This is a genomic window from Agrobacterium sp. NPDC090283 (assembly GCF_044769685.1).
GTDB lineage: Bacteria > Pseudomonadota > Alphaproteobacteria > Rhizobiales > Rhizobiaceae > Agrobacterium.
In genome coordinates, this window is sequence record NZ_JBIVYG010000018.1 from 53,550 (window position 1) to 75,158 (window position 21,609).

Sequence of the window (21,609 nt, forward strand, 5' to 3'; positions counted from 1 at the left end):
AGTTCTGCTGCCTCAGCCAATGCCCCGGACCGAAAGAAACGCCTTCATGCGGTGCGTCGCGAGATCCGGTTCGGCCAGCACATTGGCCTTGTCCGCCAGCCGGAAAAGCTCGGCGAAATGCTGCGTGGAGCGGGTGCTTTCCTGCCCGCCGACCATGGTAAAATGATCCTGCAACCCGTTGAGATAGGCGAGAAACACCACGCCGGTCTTATAAAAGCGGGTGGGCGCCTTGAAGATATGGCGCGACAGCGCCACCGTCGGCTCCAGAATATCGAAGAACTCATTGTCCGCACCGCGCTTAAGGCTGGCGAGCGCCTTGGAGGCCGCCGGCGCAATCGCGTCGAATATGCCGAGCAGCGCGTCCGAATGGCCCTGTTCGTCGCCGGCGATCAGTTCGGCATAGTTGAAGTCGTCGCCGGTATACATGCGCACGCCAGCCGGCAGGCGGCGACGCATGACGATTTCCTTTTCCTTGGAGAGAAGCGAAATCTTGATGCCGTCGATCTTGGCGGCATTTTCCTCGATCATGGCAAGGCAGGTTTCCATGGCAGCCATATGGTCACTAGCGCCCCAATAACCCTCAAGTGCGGGATCGAACATTTCTCCCAGCCAGTGGATCACCACCTTCTGGTCAGCGCGGGAAAGTACCCTGGCATAGGCTTTGAGATAATCATCGGGCGAGCGGGCGGCGGCGGCCAGTGCGCGGCTCGCCATCAGAATCACGCGTCCGCCTTCTCCCTGAACAAAATCAAGCTGTTCGAGATAAGAGTCGACAATCTGGTTCAGGTCGTAACCGCCACTATCAAGATGGTCGGTCCCGACGCCGCAGGCAATCAGCGCATCCTTGCGGCTGGCTGCTTCCTTCAGCGAACGGGAGATTAGTTCCTGCGCCTGCGGCCAAGCGAGCCCCATGCCGCGCTGCGCCGTATCCATCGCCTCGGCGACACCGAGGCCAAGGTCCCACAGCCGGTGACGGAAGCGCAGGGTCGCGTCCCAGTCGATGGCGGGCGTCAGCCACGGGTCGTTATCGGCAAGGGGATCGGCCACCACATGGGCGGCGGCGAAAGCGACGCGGTTGAAATCCGCAGCACTGCGTTTTTCAACCGCGACCGGCGTGCCGGACAGCCGGTAAACCTCGATGCTGCGGTCATCCTTCGGAAGCTTGAGTTCGCTCACCTCAGCCTCCTCAGGAAAGGGCGGGAACGTCGAGCCAGCGGCGTTCCTTCCAGGATTTCAGTCCAAGCTCGGCAAGCTGCACGCCCTTCACGCCTTCCATAAGGCCATAGGGCCACGGATCGTTATCGACGAGATGGCGCACGAACATTTCCCACTGTGCCTTGAAGCCGTTGTCATAGACGACATTGTCCGGCACCTCCTGCCAGGTCTTGTAGAAATCGATGGTCTGTGGCTGGTCGGGGTTCCACACCGGCTTCGGCGTGTTGGTGCGGTGCTGGGTGAAGCATTTGGTCAGGCCCGCCACCGCCGAACCATGGGTGCCGTCCACCTGGAAGGTGACGAGATCGTCGCGGCGTACACGCACCGCCCAGGATGAGTTGATATGGGCGATGATCCCGCCTTCCAGCTCGAAGGTGGCGTAGGCCGCATCATCCGCATCCGCCGCATAGGCGCGGCCCTGTTCATCGAAACGTTCCGGAATATGGGTAGCGCCGAGGCAGCTTACGGATTTCACCGGCCCGAACAGATTGTCGAGCACATAACGCCAGTGGCACAGCATATCGAGAATGATACCGCCGCCATCCTTCAGACGGTAATTCCACGAGGGACGCTGCGCCGGCTGCCAGTCGCCCTCGAAAACCCAATAACCGAACTCGCCACGTACCGAGAGGATCTTGCCGAAAAAGCCGCTGTCGCGCAGCATGGCGAGCTTGCGCAGGCCCGGCAGGAACAGCTTGTCCTGAACGACGCCGTGCTTGATACCGGCGCTTTCGGCGAGCCGGGCAATCGCCAGCGCCTCTTCCATCGTGTCGGAAATCGGCTTTTCGCAATAAACGTTTTTGCCGGCCTTGATGGCTTTTTCCAGGAGGCTGCCGCGCATCTGCGTCGTGCCGGCATCGAAGAACAGCGTATCATCAGGGTTCGCCAGCGCTGCGTCTATATCGGTCGTCCAGCGCGCGACATTGTGCTTTCTGGCGATTTCCTCGATCTTCGCGCCGTTGCGGCCGACCAGAATGGGGTCGAGCATGACCCTTTCGCCGTTCTTCAAAAGCACACCGCCCTGATCGCGAATGGCGAGAACGGAGCGCACGAGATGCTGGTTGTAACCCATGCGGCCGGTGATGCCGTGCATGATGACGCCGATACGTTTCATGAATTTCCTCCCAAGGCGGCCTTTTCCCGAAAGCCGCTTCCGTCAAACATGGCAATTTGTAACCATTTGGTTATTTGTGGTCGTGAAGGATGCGATCTGTCAAGGTGTTTTTGGCAGGAAAAATTCAAGTCCGGAAAGCCGCCGCAGCCGGCCGTCTTCGCCGCGCCGCAAAAGAAAACGACGCACTTCGCAGATGCGAAAATGCGTCGTTGCTGTTGTTAAAGGAGAATCCGGCCCTGTTGTCTCAGGCTGGCCGCACTGCAGCAAGCAGCGTGTCGACGATATGCTGACCCCATCGTTCCAGTTCCGAGGGGGCCGTCAGGTCGCGCTGGAAGATCGTCGACAGCGTGAACCGGTTCGAGAGATAAAAAGCGCCGAGTGAAGCGATCGTCAGATAGACGTCGATCGGATCGAGACCGTCGCGGAATTCGCCGGTATCGCGACCGCGCCGCAACACCTCCTCAAGCTCCGAAATGAAATTCGAATGCATGGCCGCAATCGTGGGGGATTGCCTGAGGTAACGGGCTTTGTTGAGGTTTTCGGTGGCGAGTATGCTCAGGAATTCGGGGTGGTCGAGGAAATAATGCCAGGTGAAAAGCGCAAGTTCCCGCAAGCCCTCCGATGGCGCCTTGCGGGTGAGGTCGAGCCGCCGTTCAGTATGGCGGATATGGCGATAGGTATCCTCCAGAACGGCGAGGTAAAGCGCGTCCTTGTCACCGAAATAATGATAGATCATCCGCTTGTTGGTGCCGGCGCGGCGCGCCACGACATCGATTCGAGCGCCGGCCAGCCCCTTCGCCGCCACCTCGCGGCGGGCGGCTTCAAGGATGGCGGCTCGGGTTCTTTCAGGGTTTCTCACCTGTGTCGTCGCGCGTTTGCGCTTGGGCGACGGTGTTTCCTCCGTCGCCGTATCGAGTGGCTGGTTCTTTGCCGTTTCTTCCATTTCAGCACCCGCTTGACAATGTTTGCGATCAGTGTTCCCATGTAACCAATTAGTTATAAAACGGCAAGTGTCGTTTACGTTCATCATCAATTGGCAGTCAATAGGGAGGAGTTGCCAATGCCTGTGATGCTTCAGAGGAGAACTGTGCTTTCAACAGGGCTTGCGGCCCTGTCGCTCGCAACATTGGGAGGAGGGTCAGCGCAGGCGCAGGCCGCGCGCCTTCGCATGTTGTGGTGGGGGTCGCAGGAGCGCGCCGATCGCACCAACAAGGCGATTGCGGCTTACAAACAGGTCAAGCCCGATCTCGATATTGCCGGCGAATTTGCCGGCTGGAGTGATTATTGGCCGCGTCTCGCCACGCAGGTTGCCGGCCGCAATGCGCCCGACCTTATCCAGATGGATTATCGCTACATCTTCGAATATGGCCGTCGCGGCGCGCTGGCGCCGCTCGACGACTATATCGGCAAGGGCCTGAAGATCGAGGATTTCGGCAAGATGAACATCGATTCCGGCCGGGTCGATGGCAAGCTTTACGGCATCAATCTCGGGGTCAATTCCAGCGCGGTCTTCTTCGACAAGGCGGCCTGGGAAAAATCCGGCGCCACCCCGCCGGCGATCGGCCAGACCTGGGAGGAGTTTGCCGAAAACGCCGCCAAGCTCAGCAAGAACAAGCCGAAACCCGGTTATTACGCCACGGCCGATGCCAGCGGCGTGGAGCCGAGCTTTGAAAACTGGCTGCGCCAGAACGGCAAGTCGCTTTATACCCAGGATGGCGCGATCGGCTTCGATCCGACCGATGCGACCAAATGGTTCACGCTCTGGGCGGACCTTCGCAAGAGCGGCGCCTGCGTGCCGGCCGATGTGCAAGCGCTGGACCAGCTCAATATCGAAACCAACCCTTTGACGACGGGCAAGGCGGCCACCGCATTTGCCCATTCCAACCAGTTCGTCGGTTACCAGAAGCTCAACAAGGCGAAACTTGCCATAAGCTCCTATCCGAAGAGCACGAAGGATGGCCCTTCCGGCCATTATCTGAAGCCCTCCATGCTCATCAGCGTCGCCAATGGCAGCGCCGGCATCGAGCAGGCGGTCGGTTTCATCAACTTCCTGGTCGCCGACCCGCAGGGTATCGATATTCTCGGCGTCGAACGCGGCGTTCCGGCATCGGAATCCATGCGCAGCCAGTTGAGCAGCAAGCTCGATGAGGTCAGCAAGACCATGGTGGATTATATCGCCGAGATTACCCCCGGCGTCGGCGATCTGCCGCCGGCGCCGCCTCCGGGCGCGGGCGAATTCGCCTTCGTTTTGAAACGCACGGCGGAAGAAGTTGGCTTCGGCAAGATCACGCCGGAAGAGGGCGGTGACCGCCTCGTCAAGGAATCCGAAACCGTTATCAAACGGAAGTGATGGTTTATGGCCTTTCGATCTGAAACTCTTGTGGGGGAGAGCCGTGGCGCGGCTCTCCCGAAGCGGGGCGGCGTGAAGCGGATGTTCGACCGCAACATTCACGCCTATCTGTTTCTTCTGCCCTGGCTGATAGGCTTCTTCGGCCTCACCCTTGGTCCGGCGCTCGCGTCGCTTTATCTGTCCTTCACCAATTACGACCTGTTGCAGTCGCCGGACTGGGTGGGGGCGGCCAATTACGTGCGCATCGCCACCGCCGATCCGAAATTCGCCGCAGCCATGCAGGTCACCTTTACATATGTGCTGCTGTCGGTGCCGCTGAAGCTGATCTTCGCGCTGCTGGTGGCGCTCGCCTTCAACCGCGGCATCAAGGGCCTGACGCTCTATCGGGCGATCTTCTACCTGCCGTCGCTGCTGGGTTCGAGCGTCGCGATTGCCGTTCTCTGGCGCCAGCTTTTCGCCTCCGATGGTCTCGTCAACATGATCCTGTGGCAGGCCTTCGGTTACGAAGGGCCGAGCTGGATTTCCAATCCGGATTATTCGATCTACACGCTGGTCATCCTGTCCGTCTGGCAGTTTGGTTCGCCGATGATCATCTTCCTCGCCGGTCTGAGACAGATCCCGCAGGATATGTATGAAGCCGCCGAAATCGACGGCGCAAGCAAGGTGCGGCAGTTCTTCCGCATTACCCTGCCGCTTTTGACGCCGGTGATCTTCTTCAACGCGGTGATCCAGACGATCGACGCCTTCAAGGCCTTCACGCCCGCCTTCATCATCTCCGAAGGCACCGGCGGGCCGATCAATTCGACGCTGTTCTACACGCTTTATCTCTACCAGGAAGCCTTCGGTTTCTTCCGCATGGGTTATGCCTCGGCGCTTGCCTGGATTTTGGTGATCATCATCTCGCTTTTCACGGCCTTCTCGTTCCTCAGCGCGAAATACTGGGTGCATTACGATGACTGACGCTGTTACCGCTCCCCGGCCCGGACAAGGCCCGCAACGCACGCCGCTGAAATCGGTGATGCTCCACACGGCGCTGATCATCGCCTCCTTCGCGATGCTCTATCCGATCCTGTGGATGATATCAGGCTCCTTCCGGCCGCAGGACGAGCTGTTCGGCTCCTCCTCGCTCATCCCTTCGGCGGTCGATGTCGGCGGTTATATTCGCGGCTGGACCGGGCTGCAGGTGAGTTTCGGGCAGTTCTTCTGGAACTCCTTCTTCATCTCGGTGCTGGCCACGATAGGAAACGTGGTCGGCTGCTCGCTTGCCGCCTTCGCCTTTGCAAGGCTTCGCTTCGGCGGGCGTAATTTCTGGTTCGCGCTGATGCTCGGCACCTTGATGTTGCCCTATCACGTCGTGCTCATCCCGCAATATATCCTGTTTCTGGAAATGGGCTGGGTGAACACATCGCTGCCGCTGATCGTGCCGAAGTACCTTGCGACGGATGCCTTCTTCATCTTCCTGATGGTGCAGTTCTTCCGCGGCATCCCGCGCGAGCTGGACGAGGCGGCAGTCATGGATGGTTGTTCACCCTTCCGCATCTACTGGAAGATCATGCTGCCCTTGTCGCTGCCGGTGCTGGCGACGGCCGCCATCTTTTCCTTCATCTGGACATGGGACGATTTCTTCGGTCCGCTGATCTATCTGAACGACATCAATACCTACACCGTGCAGCTCGGCCTCCGCTCCTTCGTGGATTCCACCGGCAGCTCGGACTGGACCTCGCTTTTCGCCATGTCCAACCTGTCGCTGGTGCCGGTCTTCCTGTTCTTCCTGTTTTTCCAGCGGCTGCTCATCGAAGGCATCGCCACGACGGGAATGAAACGCTGAACGGAACCGGGATCGGGAACGCATTTTAAGACAATCAACACTGTCGCCGCCGCCCAACATGCGGCGCGGCAGTCGGGAGAAACAGCATGGCAAGCAGCATTACGCTCGAAAAAATCGTCAAGCGGTTCGGCGCTTTTCCGGTCATCCATGGCATCGATCTCAAGATCGAGCCGGGCGAATTCACCGTCTTCGTCGGCCCTTCGGGCTGTGGCAAATCCACGCTTCTGCGCATGATCGCCGGGCTTGAGGAAATCTCCGAAGGCGATCTGCGTATCGATGGCGAAAGGGTCAACGAAACGGCGGCCTCCAAGCGCGGCATTGCCATGGTCTTCCAGTCCTATGCGCTTTATCCGCATATGAGCGTCTACAAGAACCTCGCCTTCGGTCTCGAAACGGCGGGTTACAAGAAGCCGGAAATTCAGGCGCGGGTGCAGAAGGCCGCCGATATCCTGCAGATCGGCCCGCTCTTGCAGCGCAAGCCGAAGGCGCTCTCGGGCGGCCAGCGCCAGCGCGTCGCCATCGGCCGCGCCATCGTGCGCGAGCCTAAAATCTTCCTGTTCGACGAGCCACTTTCCAACCTCGATGCGGAACTGCGCGTGCAGATGCGCGTCGAAATCGCCAAGCTGCACCAGACGCTCGGCAGCACCATGATCTATGTGACGCATGACCAGGTGGAAGCCATGACCATGGCCGACAAGATCGTGGTCCTGCGTGACGGCCGCATCATGCAGGTCGGCCGCCCGCTCGATCTCTATAACAATCCCGCCAACCAGTTCGTCGCCGGCTTCATCGGCTCGCCGAAGATGAATTTCCTCTCCGCAAAGGTGGCCTCGGGCGACAGTTCCAACCGCACCATCGAAGTCGCCGGCCAGCGCATCGTGCTGGAAAAACCCGTCGCCGCGCAACAGGGCGAACCGCTCACCTTCGGCGTGCGTCCCGAACATGTGAACCCGCAGGCGCAATCCGCCTCGCTGGGTGAGGCCTCCATCCAGCTCGTCGAACATCTCGGCGGCTCAACGGTGGTCTACACCGCGACCCCTGACGGCCAGCCCGCCACCGTGCTGCTGGATGGCCAGCGCCATATCCGTATCGGCGAGACCATTCCCTTTGCGTTTGATCTTTCGAAGACGCATCTGTTCGGGGCGGATGGGCGGCGGATATAGCGCTGCCGGCAGCCGCCTTACGCCGCGTGTTTCGGGCGTCCGGGACGGCGTGGCCGGAAATGCGCATGCATCAGAAGCGGGTCGCGCTGGGTTGCCCGCAGCAACATCTTGACCGCGTGGCTTACAGGCGTGCCTGCACGATAGTTGTTCCACGTCCGCAAAGTGACGCCGAGAAAATCCGCCGCCTCATTATTGGAAAGGCCGATTTCCTCCTGCCATTTGCGCAGATCCTCCACATCGAAGTCCCGCTGGTCCTCTGCGATCTGGTAAAGGTGATAGGCATCGATCGCCAAGTCGTCTCCGTCCCATTCCACAGTCGCGCCATAATCGGCGACTGTCGCGGTCTTCCAGATATCTGCCGAACGGAGCGGATTGAGGAATTCTCCTCCGGTCGCTATCCATCCAGTCAGATCGGCGGTCGATTGGCTTCCGTCGGCCCAGTCGATGGTGAGCGTGCAGGGCGGATTGGGCAGGATGGTTTTGACGCGTGGTGTCATGATTTCTTTCCCTTTGCTATGATGGGAAAACGCGGGTTTGTCCGATTCCATTCATCGACAATCAGGTTCCCATTGGCTCTCGCCCATGCCAAAGCTTCGGCTTCAGCCCTGCGGGATAACTTGCCGCGCGGGATTTCCAGAGTTTCGATGCCGACAAGGGCATCGGCATCCGGTGTTATGATGTGAAAGTGCGGCGGCAAATGATCGTTCGCATAGACGCGTATGATGATGTTCCCGATCTGAATGAGTTTGCCCATGCAGCCCCCACGCCACCAATAAAACATAGTGCATAAATTTCACTATGTGAAGAGAGGGGATGGAGCTTATTTTCAGCCAGTGGGCAGGTAGAAGGCGGGTTCTATGTTCTATAAAGAATGTCTCTGAGAATCGCCGCGTCCTCGGTAAACTGCCCGACATCGTCACCCTTTACGAATTCGAGCATCGCGAAAGCCGGTTTTTTCCAGCCGCTTTCCGGCAATGCAGCGATGCACGCCCGCCAATAATCCGCGCGCTCGGCAAGCGGCAGGCGGCTGGCATCGGCGAGCCAGGCAAAGACATGCAGATGGCAGATGCGGGAGCCGAGTGCGGATATTTCCGCCAGTGCGTCGTCCAGCGGCAGGCCGGGGGCGGGTTGCCAGTAAAAGAAGAGGTTGGGTGCGTCCAAATCCCGCGCCAGCTCCAGCGCGGAGGGGAGAGTGTCCGTCAGTGAGTTGGGATGATATTCGAGGCCGATTGTCATGCCATGGTCGTCCGCCCGGTGGGCGATTGTCGCCAGCGCCTCCGTCGCCGCGCGGCGTTCGCCGGGGGAGTAATCGGCCGATGGGCGTTTGCGGCTGCCGGGCCAGATGCGGATATGGCCGGCGCCGAGGGCCTTTGCGGTTTCGAGCACGGCAGCCACATCTTCCGGCGTAAAATCCGGCGCAAAGATATAGGAGCCGTAGGACGAGACGGAGAGGCCGGCTTCCGCCGTCCGCGCTGCCACATCCCTTGCATTGGCAAGGTCGTCGGGCGGCACATGGATATCCGCACCCCATTCGATGGACTTGATGCCATTTACGGCTGCAAGGTCGATGACGGCTTGCACCGACAGGGAGCGAAAGGTGACGGAGCAGAGGCCCGGCTCGAAAAATCTCATGCGATCAATTCCAGATGTTCCGGCCGCACCTGCTGTTGCAAGGGTGCCGCGCGGCAGAAGCGTTCGATCTCGGCAATCGCCATGTCGCCGAGCCTTGCGCGTTCAAGGCCGGTGGCGCCGGCGATATGCGGTGTGAGGAATACATTCGGCAGGCTGTAGAAGGGGGAAGCCGCCGGCGGCACTTCCGGGTCGGTCACGTCGATGACGGCTTCGATGCGCCCGGTTTTCAGTTCGGCCAGAAGCGCGTCTTCATCCACCAGCGCGCCGCGTGCCGTGTTGATCAGGGTCGCACCGTCCTTCATGCGGGCAAGCGCTGCCGCGCCGATCATATGGCGTGTCTGCGGCAGGGAAGGTGCATGCAGGGAAATAACATCGCTCACCGCCATCAGCTCCTCGAGCGACACAAGCTGCACGCCGAGCTTTTCCGCCTCCGCGGCGCTTAGTAGCGGATCGAAAAGGATGAGGTTGAGATCGAAGGGCTGCAACAGATTGATGACGCGACGCCCGATGCGCGATGCGCCGACGATGCCGACCGTCAGGCCGAGATTGCCGATGGCCTGCGCCTGCAGTCGCTCGACAGGGGCGCGGTCGCGATGCTCCAGATAAAGGCGCCGGAAACCGAAGGTACGCTTGCCGGCCAGCAGGATCATCGCCAGCGAAAATTCGGCAACCGGCTGCGCATTCGCCTCCGCCGCGCTGCACACGGTAACGCCACGATCGAACACCGCCTGCGACAGGAAATATTTGACCGTGCCGGCGGCATGGGAGATCAGCCTGAGATGCGGCATCAGCGCCAGCTCCCGCGCGCCAATATCCGGACAGCCCCAGCCGGTCAGAAGAATATCCGTCTTCGCCAGCTGCTCCTTCACCGAAGCGGCGTGGAAATCGCAGATCCGCCCCGTGTCGATGATATCGACGCTCCGCGACAGCCTATCGAGCGCCTGCGGTGTCAGCACATGCTGGGTTCGCTCCGGGTCCATGGCAAGGCTGAGACGCGGAAGCGGGTTCGTCATTGCGGCTCTCCCGTGGCCGCCATGCTGCTGACCGGAACGCCGCGTTCCGCAAACAGGCGGTCGAGCGCCTCCATATCCGGAAGGGCTGGAACCGTCGCCAGCGCCTTTTCACTTTCAGGCCCGGTCACCCCGGCAAAGACCGCACAGGCAAGCAGGGTTTCGCCCACCGGAATCTCGCCCCGCAATTGCGGCACCGTGGTCTTGGCGTTGATGAGATTGGTGTTGGGCAGCGCCTTCAGCGCCACGCCACGGCGGGTCACGCTCGAACCGAGATCGACAATGGCGGAGATGTCCGTGCCGCAATCGGCGGTCGCCCGGCCGGTCTCTTCCTGCACGGCATCGCGGTCGCCATCGTTGCGGTTGATGGCGAAGCCGCCTTCGGTCACCGAAAGGGGGCGGGCGGAGGCGATCCGGTGCAGCCTGATATGCCAGCCGTCTGCCACAATCAGCGTCGTTTCAACCGCCACATCCGGGAAAGGCTTCCACGTAGCCCGCAGGCTTTCCCCGGCCAGCAGAGCCGTTTGGTTGGTCTCGCGCACGCGGTAATGCAGGCCGTCTTCGGAGAAGGCCAGCATATTGTCGAAACCGTTGGTCCTGAAACCACGTTCGTCCACTTCCACGCCGAAACCGTAACGGGAGGAATAGGCGAATTTGGCATATTTCTCCGGCCCGCCGCGCATGGAGAGGTTCTCCTGCCCGCTGGAAAGCGCTGTGACATTGCCGCTGGTCCGCATCATCACCATGCCGGGATGAACGAGCGGCCTAGGTTTTGCGGATGCCTCCGGCCGCTTTTCTTCCGCCTGCCAGAAGGGGTGGCTTTCCGGCAGGGCGAGCGGCAGAAAGGCCTTGAAGGCCCAGTAAGGCGAGCCCGCCGAATTATAGCTTTCCGACATGGTGAGCTGCGGATAGGCATAACCGATGGAAAGCACGCCATCGCGGTCGGCAATCGGCTTTTTCGCCCACCAGCGCAGATGCTGCAGATAAAGCCCCTTGATCTCGCCCCAGGGCAACGCCTCCTCATCGGCAAAGGCAAGGCCGGCCCAGAAGCCGCCGCAGGCGAAACGGTAGGTCATGGAGCGGCCGAAGGCGAGCGTGCCGCCATCCTCGTCGAACCAGCTTGCGAAATCGCCGGCGAAGAGGCGGGCGCGTTCGCGATAACGTGCGGCGTAGGCATCGTCAGGCTTGCTGAGTTTCGCGTAGATCAGGCCGTAAAAATGCATGGCGAAGGCGATGTAATGGTCGATGCGGCGGTAATTGCCGTCGCGATACCAGCCGTCGGCTATATAAAAATCGTCCAGTTCCTTCTGGAATGTTTCTGTCAGGCTGCGGTCGAAATCGATGCCGAGATGATCGAGCGCCATGTCGACCATCACCCGGAAGAACTTCCAGTTATTATCGGCGTAATTGCGCTCGCGCGCGGTCAGCAGATAACGGCGCACATTGTCTTTCTGCGCGTCGGACAGCGGTTCCCACAGGTGCTGCGGCGCAAGCCGCAGCGCAAAACCAAGCGCGGCAAGCTCCACCAGCCGTTGATCCCTTTGGCGCACGTCGCCCCAATATTCGGGATGGGAAGGATCGGTGCCGTTGGCTATTCCCCGTGCCAGAAGCGGCCAGTGGTCGAAATGATCGCCACTCAGCGCAAGCGGTGCGATGCCCCAGAGCGGTCGGGCAAAACCTTCCAGATCGGCCGCCGCCCGGTCGAAATGCGCGGCGGTGCCGCTCAGCGTCACTCTTGCGCCACCCGGCGAAAAATAGGGAAGAAGCGGCGCAAAACTGTCATCCAGCGCCCGCCGGACATCGGCGCGGCTTTTGAGCGGATTGCCATGCAGTGGATTAAGTCTGGCCATGTTGGATCTGGTCATGGTGTCATGCATCGCGTGTCGCCTTTCCCGTCTTTTTCGCCTTGCCGGCCGTCTGTCCTTCCACCAGCTGCACGCCAAGCTGCACCTGACGGGCATTGGCGGAAGGTTCCGTCAGCCGGCGGCGCATCAGCTCCACCGCCTCGCGGGCGATTTCGCGGCGGTCGACGCGGATGGTGCTGAGACGGGGGGTGGAGAGTTCGGCAAAGGGCAGGTCGTCGAAGCCGATGATGGAAAGATCGTCCGGCACGGCGAGGCCAAGCTCCTGTGCTGCCCCCAGCGCCCCGAGCGCAATCGCGTCATTCATGCAGAAAATGCCTGTCAGTTCAGGGTTTTTGGCCAATAGCTGGCGAACCGCATCGCCGGCCTGTCCAAAACCGCTATCCGCCGTCGAAAGCAGGAACTCCTCATAGGTCGTTCCCTCTTCGTCAAGGATGGTATGGCGGAAGCCGCGCATACGTTCCCTTATGGTGTGGCGATGATGCGGGCCGATATAGGCGACCTTGCGGTGACCGAGTTCCAGCAGCCGCCGCGCCGCCAGAGCGCCGCCGTAAAAATTGGAGGGCGAGACGCAATCCAGCATCATTGAGGGATCGGCGCTGTTGACCAGAACCGGCTGCAGCACACCCTGCGTGATGCGGTGGATGATTTCATCCTCGGGGTCGAGGCCGATGGCGAGAAGGCCGTCCACCTCGCAGACCCGCTGGGTCAGCGCGTCATCGACCTGTTTCTGGTGCAAAAGCCGGATGTCGAGTTCGAAACCATCCGTCTGGGCAAGGCTGCGCAGCATGTCGAAAATATCGTGGTAGAAAGCGCCGATATCGCCGGTCGCCCTTTCGGCGGACATGAGGGCAAGGATTTTCTTGCCCTCCAGCGGCACGCCGCCGGTCTGGGTCGTGACAGGCCGCAACGGATAGCCAAGCTCCGCCGCCACCCCCAGAACCTTGGTCTGGATCGACGCGCTGATACCTTTTTCCCCTGCCAGAACGCGCGAGACCGTGCTGATGGAAACGCCGGCGCGCTGGGCGATATCCGACTGGCGCGGGCGGCTGATGTCGGGCGTATCGTTCATATCGTCTCCTGCGCTTGCAAAAAAATCTGATATGATGCAAATATTGCAAACTAAGAAAATTTGCAAGAATTTAAGTAGTCAGTGAAAAATTTGCAAAACGCGGGAGGAGCAGATGCAAACTATCGACAGACGTGGATTTTTGGTGACGGCGGCGCTGGCCGGTCTCGGTGTGGCGGCGGGTGGTTTTCGCGCGTCCGCAGCCGAAACACGGCTTCGCTGCGTATGGTGGGGATCGGCCGACCGCAGCAAGCGCACCAACGACGTGATCGCCCTTTACCAGAAGGCTAACCCGCAGACGGAGATCAGCGGCGAAATGATCGCCGGTTCCGACTATTGGACCAAGCTTGCGACATCGATGGCGGGGCGCAACGTTGCCGACATCTTTCAGCTCGAACCTTCCACCATTGCCGATTATTCCGGCCGTGGCGCCTGCATGGAGCTGGACCAGTTCGTCGGTAAGTCGCTCGATCTTTCCACCTTCGGCAAAAGCGAGGTCGATCTCTGCCGCATCGACGGCAAGCTTTACGGCGTCGGCCTCGGGTTGAATTCCTTCTGCATGATGTATGATGCCGATACGCTGAAGGAAGCCGGCGTCTCCGTGCCGCAGGAGCAGATCACCTGGAAGGCGCTCTCGGAACTGGCGCGCGATTTCAAGAAGAACGCTCCGGCAAAACGGAACTACTGGGCGGTTCCCTATGGCGCGCGTTATCATTATGTTTTCGATGTCTGGCTGCGCCAGCGCGGCAAGCTGCTGTTTCAGGACGGCACCATCGGCTTCAACAAGGAAGATGCGAAGGAATGGTTCGCCTATTGGGAGGACCTGCGCGAGAACAAGCTCTGCGTTTCCGCCGATATCCAGACGCGTGACGACAACACCATCGAATCCAATGCCCTGACGCTCGGCAATTCGGCCATCGGTTTTGCCTATTCCAACCAGCTTGTCGGTTATCAGAAACTCAATAAACAGACGCTGTCCATCGGCATGCTGCCGGGTGAGGGGCCGGGCAAGCCGACCGGGCATTATTACCGGCCGGGGCTCATCTGGTCCATTTCCTCCACCTCCACCAATGCGGAAGCGGCGGCGAAATTCATCAATTTCTTCGTCAACGATCTCGAAGCCGGCAAGGTGCTCGGGGTCGAGCGTGGCGTGCCGCCGGCCAAGGTCGTGCGCGAGGCCCTGTTGCCGAGCCTCAACGAGACCGAGCGCAAAACGGTGGATTATATCGAAAGCCTGTCGGGCAAGCTCGATTCCTATCCGGAACCCGCGCCGATCGGCGCCAATGAGTTCGACCGTGGCGTGATGCGCCCCATTGCCGATTCGCTCGCCTTCGGCCGCGCCAGCGTGGACGAAGCGGCGCAAAACCTCGTCGACACCGGCACGCGGACCCTGCGCAAGCGCGGCTGACGACGAAACGGGCACCGCCATACGGTATCGAGACCGTGTGGCGGTGCTCTTTTTTCACGAAGCGCCTGGGGTGAATGGCGCTTCACGCCTTTCAAAAGCGTCCGCATGACAAACAGCACTGGACAAGTGCATGGCATTTAAGCCAGAAATTCTGATCTGGATCGATAAATCTGAAGATTAGAATATGGCGCCCAATTTCCTCCTCGTTGATGCTGAAAAAGAATTCGATGTCCTGAAAGCGGCGGCATCGCTGATCCGCGTGCAGATATTGAAGCTGCTGCATGAGGCGAGCGGCCTCAACGTCAACGAAATCGCGCAGAGACTGGAGCTCCCCCAATCCACCGTTTCCGCCGGCGTGGCCGTTCTCGAGGAAGCGGGGCTGCTGCGAACCGAAACGCGCAAGGCGCGCAAGGGCAACCAGAAAATCTGCTTCGCCACCTGTGACGAACTCATTGTTTCGTTCCGGAAACCCGAGGCGCCGGTCGCATCGAATTACATCGCGGTCGCCATGCCGCTCGGTCTTTACACCCAAAGTTCGGTCACCGCGCCCTGCGGCATCTGCTCGCCGGAAGGTATCATCGGCCTTCTCGATGTGCCCGATACGTTCATGGATCCGGACCGCATGAAGGCGGCGCTGCTGTGGTTGACCTCAGGCTTCGTGGAATATCAATTTCCCAATAATGCCAAGATACAAGGGCGGGAAGTCGAGGAAATCGAGTTTTCGATGGAGGTCAGCTCCGAAGTGCCGGGAACGCACAGCAACTGGCCATCCGATATTACGCTATCCGTCAACGGCAGGGAAATCGGGGTCTGGACCTCACCCGGCGACTTCGGCGACAAGCGCGGTGTCTTTACGCCGGACTGGTGGAAGCTCTCCGGTTCCCAATATGGCATGCTCAAGACCTGGCGCATCACCGCGCAGGGAACCTATGTCGACGGAACCCGGATTTCGGATGTGACGCTGGCGGATATCGATCTGACCAGCCACCGTTCCATCCGCCTGCGCATCGAGGTCAAGGCCGATGCGAAACATCCCGGCGGGCTGAATATCTTTGGCCGCGGTTTCGGGAATTACGATCAGGACATCGTCCTGCGCCTGCGCACCGCGGGCTGATCCAGCCAATTTTCAAAAGTATGATTTTCGCGGTTGACAGGCGCGGATTCCCTCGGCAACTATATTATCAAATATGGTTTATATCATATTTTAAGATATAAATGCGCAGGGGAGGAGAGCCTTATGAAAGCGCGGGTTTCAGTCCACCGGGACTTCCGGATTGGGCGTATCGACGATCGTCTTTATTCCGCCTTCATCGAACATATGGGGCGTGCCATCTATGGCGGCATCTACGAGCCCGGCCATCCGCAGGCGGACGCAAACGGCTTCCGCAGGGACGTTCTGAAATTCGTGCAGGATCTGAAAATTCCCGCCATTCGCTATCCCGGCGGCAACTTCGTTTCCGCCTATCGCTGGGAAGACGGCATCGGCCCGCACGACCAGCGCCCCATCCGTCTCGACCTCGCATGGCGCTCCAAGGAAACCAACCAGATCGGCATCAACGAGTTCGCCGACTGGGCGCAGATGGCCGGCATCGAGATGATGCTCGCCGTCAATCTCGGTTCCCGTGGTCTGGATGATGCCCGCAATTTCCTCGAATATGTGAATTTTCCGGGCGGCACCACGCTCAGCGATCTGCGCCGCAGCCACGGCGCGGAAAAACCCCACGGCGTGAAAATGTGGTGCCTCGGCAACGAGATGGACGGTCCCTGGCAGATCGGTCACAAGACGGCGGTGGAATATGGCCGGCTGGCCAATGAAACCGCCAAGGCTTTCAAGGGTTTCGATCCGACGATTGAAGCGATTGTCTGCGGCAGCTCCAATGACGGCATGCCGACCTATCCCGAATGGGAGCGCGAGGTGCTGGAGGAGTGCTATGAGAATGTCGACCACATCTCGCTGCACAAATATTTCGGCAATAACAGCCGCGACACGCTGAATTATTTCGGCAAGATCGAGGAAACCGGGCGCTATATCCAGACGATTGCCGGTGTCATCGACTACGTGAAGGCCAAGAAGCGCGCCAAGAACGAGGTTTCCATCTGCTTCGACGAATGGAACGTCTGGTATCACATCCGCGAAGAAGACGGCAAACGCATCAAGAGCTGGGACTGGCCGGAAGCGCCGGCACTTCTGGAAGAGACATACAACTTCGAAGATGCACTGTTTGTCGCCGGCCTGCTCAACGAATTCATCCGCCGTTCGGACCGGGTTCGCATTGCCTGCATCGCCCAGCTCGTCAATGTCATCGCCCCCATCCGGGCGGAGAAGAACGGGCCGGCATGGCGGCAAACGATCTATTATCCCTATCAGTTCGCCTCGCTTTATGGCCGTGGCGTGGCGCTGAACGTCGCCGTCGATTGCCCGACTTACGATTGCAACGCGGCCGATGACGTCAAATATCTCGATGTTGCCGGTGTTTATGACGAGGCGGAAGGCGTGGTGACGCTGTTCGTGCTCAACCGCCATCTCACCGAAGCGGCCGAGATCGATGTCAGCCTCACCGGATATTCATCCGCCACGCTCAGCCTGCATCTTGCCATGGCGGGATATGATCTACGCCTCGGCAACGGCCCGGATCAGCCGGACCGCGTCGTGCCCGTGCCGGGCAGCGGCGTCGCCGTCGAGGACGGGGCGCTGAAGGGTTCGGTGCCGCCGCTGTCCTACCATGTGCTGCGGCTGAAGGTTCAGTGAGGCGGCCATGGGTGTCCGTCTCAACAATGTCGCCAAGTCTTTCGGATCCTTCGCGGCGATCCGGGATGTTTCGATGGAAATTCCAGCCGGCAGCTTCGCGGTCTTCGTGGGGCCTTCCGGCTGCGGAAAATCCACGCTGTTGCGCATGATCGCCGGTCTTGAGGAAACCAGCGGCGGGCGCATCGCCATCGATGAGCGTGATGTCACCGCGGTCGAACCGGCGGATCGCGGCGTTGCGATGGTGTTCCAGAACTATGCGCTCTATCCGCATCTGACGGTGTTCGAGAACATGGCCTTCAGCCTGCGTCTTGCCCGCCGGCCGAAGGCGGAGGTGACGGAGAGGGTGGGCGAGGCTGCCCGTATCCTCCAGCTTGAGGAGCATCTGCACAAACGGCCATCGCAGCTTTCCGGCGGCCAGAGGCAGCGCGTGGCCATCGGCCGCGCCATCGTGCGGCAGCCGAAGGTATTCCTGTTCGATGAGCCGCTGTCCAACCTGGACGCCGAACTGCGTGTGCAGATGCGGCTGGAACTGACGCGGCTCCACCGTAAGCTGGGCGCGACGATGATCTACGTCACGCATGATCAGGTGGAGGCCATGACGCTTGCGGACAGGATTTTCGTGCTGAAGGGCGGCATCGTGCAGCAGGCGGGTGCGCCTCTCACCCTTTACGACGATCCGGACAACCGCTTCGTGGCCGGTTTTATCGGATCGCCGGCGATGAACTTCCTGCGGGCCGATATCGTCTCCCAGGGGGATGGCATCGTGACGCTCGCGCCCGAGGGCGGGGCAGGGCATCTCAAGGCCCGGCTTGCCCAGTCCGTTTCCCCCGGCCAGCGGGTCGAGATCGGAATTCGGCCGGAGCATCTGACGATTACGGAAGAGGGCGCCCTGCCTGTTGTCATCGAGGTCGCGGAAGAGCTTGGCGATCTTTCCTATCTTTACACCCGCACCGGCACCGGCAAGGAAATCATCGTGCAGCGGCAGGGCTCGCGGGAAAGGCTGGATGGCCGGTCGGTATCGCTTACCGCCTCGCCCGACCATGTCCTTGTTTTCGACGATGACGGCAAACGGTTGCGATAGGCGCGAGGAGGCGTCTTTCGAAACAGCAAACCATCCCTGAACGGGATGTTCGATCAAACGGGAGGAGTGAACGATGCGACTGATCAAGACATTGCTTGTTGGTGCGGCTCTGGGTCTCAGCGCCCTGCCGGCTTTCGCGAAGCAGGATATCATCTGGTGGGACTTTCTGTCGGGTGGTGACGGTGTCCGCATGAAGGCGTTGATCGATGCCTTCAACAAGGAACACCCGGACATCCAGATCAAGGGAACGACGCTCGAATGGGGCGTGCCCTTCTATACCAAGGTGCGCACGGCCTCCGCAGTGGGCGAGGGGCCGGATATCATGACCTATCACCTGTCACGCGCGCCGCTTGGCCTTGAAGAAAAAGTGCTGAGCGAAATCACCGAAAAGGATCTCGGGGATGCGGAGCTGAAGACCGGAGACTTTTTCAGCGCCCCCGTGGAAGCGGCCACCCAGAACGGCAAACTCTATGCCGTGCCGTTCGATATCCATGCGCTTGTCCTTTATTACAATGCCGATCTTCTGAAAGGCTCACCCTATCTCGACGCCGAGGGCAAGCTGACCGGCATTACGACGATCGAGGATTTCGAGAAGGCGCTGGCCTGGGCGAAGGATAATGGCGTTGAGACGCCGATCACCTATCAATCCGGTGGCGAAGGCGGGGTGTGGCGCGTGTTTTATACGCTGCTGTCGCAACAGGGCGGCGAACTCGTCACCGAAAAAGAGGTTCTCGCCGGCGACAATGCCGAAAAGGCGGCAAAGGCCATCGAGACCCTGTCCAGATGGCGGGAAAACGGCTGGGCTCCCGAACAGGCGGAATATGAAGCCTCGGTGGCGCTGTTTTCCGCCGGCAAATCCGCGTTCCAGCTGAACGGCGTCTGGGAAGTTCCGACCTACAAGGATCTGGAAAAGAACGGCAAGCTCGGCTTCAAATGGAGTGCGGTGGAAGTGCCGCCCCTGATGGGCAAGCGCGCCACCTGGGCGGATTCCCATGCTTTCGCCATTCCGAACGAAGGTGACAAGACGGTGTCCGGCGAAAAACGCGCCGCGGTCATGAAAGTGATCGGCTGGATGGAAAAACATGCCATCAGCTGGGCCGATGCCGGGCATATTCCGGCTTACAAGTCCATCACCGAAAGCAGCGAATACAAGGCAATGCAGCCGAATGCCACCTATGCCTCGCTGGCGGAAGCGGCGGTGTTCGATCCGAAGACGACCATTACCGGGGTCGCTTCGCCCGCCTATGACGCGGCGCTCAACGTCATCGCTCCGGCTATTCAGGGCTTCATGAGCAGCACGGATGCCGTGGAGCAGATCAAGGATGAGCTGCAGGGCAAGCTCAGGTAATCGGCACTCTGCCCTCCGGTTTGAGCCCGGAGGGCAGGGTGCAATGCGCAAGCTCCCGGAGACATTCCATGGCTATGATTGAAAACCGGCGCAAGAAATCGCTGATCGCGCTGTCGATGGTGACGCCGTTCGTTCTGGTCTTCACCACCTTCTTTCTTTATCCGCTGATTGAGATGGTGCGCATCAGCTTCACCGATGCGCCGCTGATCGGTGAGGGAAACTGGGTCGGCCTGGAGAATTATGCGAAACTGCTGGGCGACCGCCTGTTCGTCACCTCGCTCAAGAACAACGGCTATTTCGTGCTTCTGACCGTCGTGCCGACGACCGTCATCGCCCTGATGATCGCGCTCGCCGTCAGCCGCCTCTCGGGCGTGAAGCAGACGATTGCCATGAGCCTGTTTTTCCTGCCCTATGTGCTGCCGGTTTCGGTCGTCACCGAAATCTGGGCATGGATGCTCGATCTGCAGTTCGGCATTCTCCAGCCGGTCATATCGCTGCTGGCGGGCAAACCCGTCGCCGTTTTCAAGAATCCCTACTGGGTCATGCCGATGGTCGCCGTCGTCACCATCTGGTGGACGAACGGCTTTAATGTGCTGCTCTTCATCGCCGGATTGCGGAATATACCGGCCGAGCTTTATGAGGCTGCGGCTCTGGATGGCGCGACGACCTGGCAGCGCTTCCGCCGTGTCACTTGGCCGCTTCTGTGGCCGGTCACTGCGCTGGTGCTGACGCTGCAGCTGATCCTGCAACTGAAGATATTCGACCAGATCTACCTTTTAAGCGGCGGCGGGCCGTTCAATTCCAGCTTCGTGCTGCTCCTCAAGGTCTATCGCGAGGCCTTCCAGATGAACAATGGCGGCTATGCCTCGGCGGTGGCGACGGTGCTCTTTCTGCTGATCGTCATCGTTTCCGTTTTCCAGTTCCAGCTGCTGCGCATCCGGAGGAATTCATGAGCCCGATGAGAAAACTCGAGAACCTCGTTCTGACGCTGCTGACTTTTTCGGCGGCCCTCGTCTGGATTTTTCCGCTCTACTGGAGCTTCGTCACCTCGCTTCGCGCCGATGAGAACGTTGCCGGCAACATGTCGCTTTTGCCGGACGAGTTTCGCCTCGGCGCTTATTTCAATGCGATATTCAATACCCGGCTGATGACCTGGTATGTGAACTCCATCGGCACGGCCGTCATCGTCACGATCTCGGTGCTGTTCATTTCCATGCTCTGCGCCTATGCGCTGTCGCAGATACGTTTCCCAGGCAGGCGGCTGCTTTATGGCATCGTGCTGGCAAGCTTCATGGTGCCGGCGCAGACGCTTGTTGTCACCCAGTTCATCCTGATGAAGAACCTCAACCTCATCAACACCTGGGCGGGCATCATCCTGCCACAGCTGATCACGCCCATCGTCATCATCGTCTACAAGCAGTTTTTCGACAGCGTGCCGAAGGAGATGCGCGAGGCGGTGGTGCTGGATGGCGGCGGCGAATACACGATCCTGTTCCGGGTCTATCTGCCGCTCAACTGGGGCATCACTACCGCCATGGCGATCGTGACCTTCATTACGGTATGGAACGCTTTCTTCTGGCCCTTCCTCGTGGTCACCTCCGAAAACATGATGACGATCCCGGTGGGCATCACCCAGGTCAACGACGCTTTCGGGGTTGCCTATGCGCGGCTGATGGCCGTCGCCATGCTGGCGGCCCTGCCGGTCATCATCGCCTATGTCATCTTCCAGCGGCGCGTGACGGAGGCCATCATGATCTCGTCGGGTGTGAAGGGCTGAGAT

General features: G+C 60.0%; 20 protein-coding genes. 11 read left to right on the forward strand and 9 right to left on the reverse strand.

Features of this window, described 5'->3' with window-relative positions:
- Window positions 1-12 precede the first annotated feature (12 nt).
- From ACIQUH_RS22225 to ACIQUH_RS22235, 3 genes are all read right to left on the reverse strand, one after another.
- Window positions 13-1,176 carry a dihydrodipicolinate synthase family protein gene (locus ACIQUH_RS22225; RefSeq protein WP_400819039.1) on the reverse strand — a complete coding sequence of 388 codons (1,164 nt, stop codon included), beginning with the start codon at window positions 1,174-1,176 and terminating at the stop codon, window positions 13-15.
- 10 nt (window positions 1,177-1,186) lie between these two features.
- Window positions 1,187-2,329, reverse strand: coding sequence for a Gfo/Idh/MocA family protein (locus ACIQUH_RS22230; protein WP_400819041.1), 1,143 nt, complete (start codon window positions 2,327-2,329; stop codon window positions 1,187-1,189).
- 244 nt (window positions 2,330-2,573) lie between these two features.
- Window positions 2,574-3,272, reverse strand: coding sequence for a TetR/AcrR family transcriptional regulator (locus ACIQUH_RS22235; RefSeq protein WP_400819044.1), 699 nt, complete (start codon window positions 3,270-3,272; stop codon window positions 2,574-2,576).
- 117 nt (window positions 3,273-3,389) lie between these two features.
- Between ACIQUH_RS22235 and ACIQUH_RS22240 the strand changes: the two genes are divergently transcribed.
- The 4 genes from ACIQUH_RS22240 to ACIQUH_RS22255 all read left to right on the forward strand — a co-directional run bounded on the left by ACIQUH_RS22240 (window position 3,390) and on the right by ACIQUH_RS22255 (window position 7,670).
- Window positions 3,390-4,679 carry an ABC transporter substrate-binding protein gene (locus ACIQUH_RS22240; RefSeq protein WP_400819046.1) on the forward strand — a complete coding sequence of 430 codons (1,290 nt, stop codon included), beginning with the start codon at window positions 3,390-3,392 and terminating at the stop codon, window positions 4,677-4,679.
- Window positions 4,680-4,760: 81 nt separating this feature from the next.
- The gene (locus ACIQUH_RS22245; RefSeq protein WP_285277765.1) at window positions 4,761-5,639 is read left to right on the forward strand and encodes a carbohydrate ABC transporter permease; all 879 of its coding nucleotides are present in this window, start codon (window positions 4,761-4,763) and stop codon (window positions 5,637-5,639) included.
- Entirely contained in the window at window positions 5,632-6,507 is an 876-nt protein-coding gene (locus ACIQUH_RS22250; RefSeq protein WP_127757510.1) for a carbohydrate ABC transporter permease, read from the forward strand. Before ACIQUH_RS22245 ends, ACIQUH_RS22250 begins: the two co-directional genes overlap by 8 nt.
- A gap of 86 nt (window positions 6,508-6,593) precedes the next feature.
- Window positions 6,594-7,670 carry an ABC transporter ATP-binding protein gene (locus tag ACIQUH_RS22255; protein WP_400819049.1) on the forward strand — a complete coding sequence of 359 codons (1,077 nt, stop codon included), beginning with the start codon at window positions 6,594-6,596 and terminating at the stop codon, window positions 7,668-7,670.
- Window positions 7,671-7,687: 17 nt separating this feature from the next.
- Here the strand turns inward: ACIQUH_RS22255 and ACIQUH_RS22260 are convergent, their stop codons facing one another.
- The 6 genes from ACIQUH_RS22260 to ACIQUH_RS22285 all read right to left on the reverse strand — a co-directional run bounded on the left by ACIQUH_RS22260 (window position 7,688) and on the right by ACIQUH_RS22285 (window position 13,246).
- The gene (locus tag ACIQUH_RS22260) at window positions 7,688-8,167 is read right to left on the reverse strand and encodes a hypothetical protein (RefSeq protein ID WP_400819052.1); all 480 of its coding nucleotides are present in this window, start codon (window positions 8,165-8,167) and stop codon (window positions 7,688-7,690) included.
- The gene (locus ACIQUH_RS22265) at window positions 8,164-8,424 is read right to left on the reverse strand and encodes a DUF4160 domain-containing protein (protein WP_400819055.1); all 261 of its coding nucleotides are present in this window, start codon (window positions 8,422-8,424) and stop codon (window positions 8,164-8,166) included. The genes ACIQUH_RS22260 and ACIQUH_RS22265 overlap by 4 nt, the downstream gene beginning before the upstream one ends.
- A gap of 101 nt (window positions 8,425-8,525) precedes the next feature.
- Window positions 8,526-9,302, reverse strand: a complete 777-nt coding sequence (locus ACIQUH_RS22270; protein WP_400819057.1) for a sugar phosphate isomerase/epimerase family protein — start codon at window positions 9,300-9,302, stop codon at window positions 8,526-8,528.
- Complete coding sequence (locus tag ACIQUH_RS22275) at window positions 9,299-10,315, reverse strand: hydroxyacid dehydrogenase (protein ID WP_400819059.1); 1,017 nt, start codon at window positions 10,313-10,315, stop codon at window positions 9,299-9,301. Before ACIQUH_RS22275 ends, ACIQUH_RS22270 begins: the two co-directional genes overlap by 4 nt.
- Entirely contained in the window at window positions 10,312-12,189 is a 1,878-nt protein-coding gene (locus tag ACIQUH_RS22280; protein WP_400819061.1) for a DUF2264 domain-containing protein, read from the reverse strand. The genes ACIQUH_RS22275 and ACIQUH_RS22280 overlap by 4 nt, the downstream gene beginning before the upstream one ends.
- On the reverse strand, window positions 12,182-13,246 hold the full coding sequence (locus tag ACIQUH_RS22285; RefSeq protein ID WP_400819063.1) for a LacI family DNA-binding transcriptional regulator: 1,065 nt from the start codon (window positions 13,244-13,246) through the stop codon (window positions 12,182-12,184). The genes ACIQUH_RS22280 and ACIQUH_RS22285 overlap by 8 nt, the downstream gene beginning before the upstream one ends.
- 112 nt (window positions 13,247-13,358) lie before the next feature.
- Between ACIQUH_RS22285 and ACIQUH_RS22290 the strand changes: the two genes are divergently transcribed.
- The 7 genes from ACIQUH_RS22290 (at window position 13,359) to ACIQUH_RS22320 (ending at window position 21,606) form a co-directional block, all read left to right on the forward strand.
- Window positions 13,359-14,651, forward strand: coding sequence for an ABC transporter substrate-binding protein (locus ACIQUH_RS22290; RefSeq protein WP_400819066.1), 1,293 nt, complete (start codon window positions 13,359-13,361; stop codon window positions 14,649-14,651).
- A 184-nt stretch (window positions 14,652-14,835) separates the two neighbouring features.
- Window positions 14,836-15,765, forward strand: a complete 930-nt coding sequence (locus ACIQUH_RS22295) for an ArsR/SmtB family transcription factor (protein ID WP_400819069.1) — start codon at window positions 14,836-14,838, stop codon at window positions 15,763-15,765.
- Window positions 15,766-15,888: 123 nt separating this feature from the next.
- A complete protein-coding gene (locus tag ACIQUH_RS22300; protein WP_400819071.1) occupies window positions 15,889-17,400 on the forward strand; it encodes an alpha-N-arabinofuranosidase in 1,512 nt (503 codons plus the stop codon).
- 7 nt (window positions 17,401-17,407) lie between these two features.
- Entirely contained in the window at window positions 17,408-18,481 is a 1,074-nt protein-coding gene (locus ACIQUH_RS22305) for an ABC transporter ATP-binding protein (protein ID WP_400819074.1), read from the forward strand.
- A gap of 73 nt (window positions 18,482-18,554) precedes the next feature.
- The gene (locus ACIQUH_RS22310; protein WP_400819077.1) at window positions 18,555-19,829 is read left to right on the forward strand and encodes an extracellular solute-binding protein; all 1,275 of its coding nucleotides are present in this window, start codon (window positions 18,555-18,557) and stop codon (window positions 19,827-19,829) included.
- Between the two features lie 68 nt (window positions 19,830-19,897).
- A complete protein-coding gene (locus ACIQUH_RS22315) occupies window positions 19,898-20,782 on the forward strand; it encodes a carbohydrate ABC transporter permease (protein ID WP_020811696.1) in 885 nt (294 codons plus the stop codon).
- Window positions 20,779-21,606, forward strand: a complete 828-nt coding sequence (locus tag ACIQUH_RS22320; RefSeq protein WP_020811697.1) for a carbohydrate ABC transporter permease — start codon at window positions 20,779-20,781, stop codon at window positions 21,604-21,606. Before ACIQUH_RS22315 ends, ACIQUH_RS22320 begins: the two co-directional genes overlap by 4 nt.
- Window positions 21,607-21,609 lie beyond the last annotated feature (3 nt).

What these genes read in the sequence shown, in the direction of transcription:
- ACIQUH_RS22270 (WP_400819057.1), bottom strand. Translation starts at nt 9,302, where the DNA reads ATGAGATTTTTCGAGCCGGGCCTCTGCTCCGTCACCTTTCGCTCCCTG.
- ACIQUH_RS22315 (WP_020811696.1), top strand. Translation starts at nt 19,898, where the DNA reads ATGGCTATGATTGAAAACCGGCGCAAGAAATCGCTGATCGCGCTGTCG.
- ACIQUH_RS22320 (WP_020811697.1), top strand. Translation starts at nt 20,779, where the DNA reads ATGAGCCCGATGAGAAAACTCGAGAACCTCGTTCTGACGCTGCTGACT.
- ACIQUH_RS22305 (WP_400819074.1), top strand. Translation starts at nt 17,408, where the DNA reads ATGGGTGTCCGTCTCAACAATGTCGCCAAGTCTTTCGGATCCTTCGCG.
- ACIQUH_RS22245 (WP_285277765.1), top strand. Translation starts at nt 4,761, where the DNA reads ATGTTCGACCGCAACATTCACGCCTATCTGTTTCTTCTGCCCTGGCTG.
- ACIQUH_RS22260 (WP_400819052.1), bottom strand. Translation starts at nt 8,167, where the DNA reads ATGACACCACGCGTCAAAACCATCCTGCCCAATCCGCCCTGCACGCTC.
- ACIQUH_RS22295 (WP_400819069.1), top strand. Translation starts at nt 14,836, where the DNA reads ATGGCGCCCAATTTCCTCCTCGTTGATGCTGAAAAAGAATTCGATGTC.
- ACIQUH_RS22265 (WP_400819055.1), bottom strand. Translation starts at nt 8,424, where the DNA reads ATGGGCAAACTCATTCAGATCGGGAACATCATCATACGCGTCTATGCG.
- ACIQUH_RS22235 (WP_400819044.1), bottom strand. Translation starts at nt 3,272, where the DNA reads ATGGAAGAAACGGCAAAGAACCAGCCACTCGATACGGCGACGGAGGAA.
- ACIQUH_RS22285 (WP_400819063.1), bottom strand. Translation starts at nt 13,246, where the DNA reads ATGAACGATACGCCCGACATCAGCCGCCCGCGCCAGTCGGATATCGCC.
- ACIQUH_RS22275 (WP_400819059.1), bottom strand. Translation starts at nt 10,315, where the DNA reads ATGACGAACCCGCTTCCGCGTCTCAGCCTTGCCATGGACCCGGAGCGA.
- ACIQUH_RS22300 (WP_400819071.1), top strand. Translation starts at nt 15,889, where the DNA reads ATGAAAGCGCGGGTTTCAGTCCACCGGGACTTCCGGATTGGGCGTATC.
- ACIQUH_RS22240 (WP_400819046.1), top strand. Translation starts at nt 3,390, where the DNA reads ATGCCTGTGATGCTTCAGAGGAGAACTGTGCTTTCAACAGGGCTTGCG.
- ACIQUH_RS22310 (WP_400819077.1), top strand. Translation starts at nt 18,555, where the DNA reads ATGCGACTGATCAAGACATTGCTTGTTGGTGCGGCTCTGGGTCTCAGC.
- ACIQUH_RS22280 (WP_400819061.1), bottom strand. Translation starts at nt 12,189, where the DNA reads ATGCATGACACCATGACCAGATCCAACATGGCCAGACTTAATCCACTG.
- ACIQUH_RS22250 (WP_127757510.1), top strand. Translation starts at nt 5,632, where the DNA reads ATGACTGACGCTGTTACCGCTCCCCGGCCCGGACAAGGCCCGCAACGC.
- ACIQUH_RS22290 (WP_400819066.1), top strand. Translation starts at nt 13,359, where the DNA reads ATGCAAACTATCGACAGACGTGGATTTTTGGTGACGGCGGCGCTGGCC.
- ACIQUH_RS22255 (WP_400819049.1), top strand. Translation starts at nt 6,594, where the DNA reads ATGGCAAGCAGCATTACGCTCGAAAAAATCGTCAAGCGGTTCGGCGCT.
- ACIQUH_RS22230 (WP_400819041.1), bottom strand. Translation starts at nt 2,329, where the DNA reads ATGAAACGTATCGGCGTCATCATGCACGGCATCACCGGCCGCATGGGT.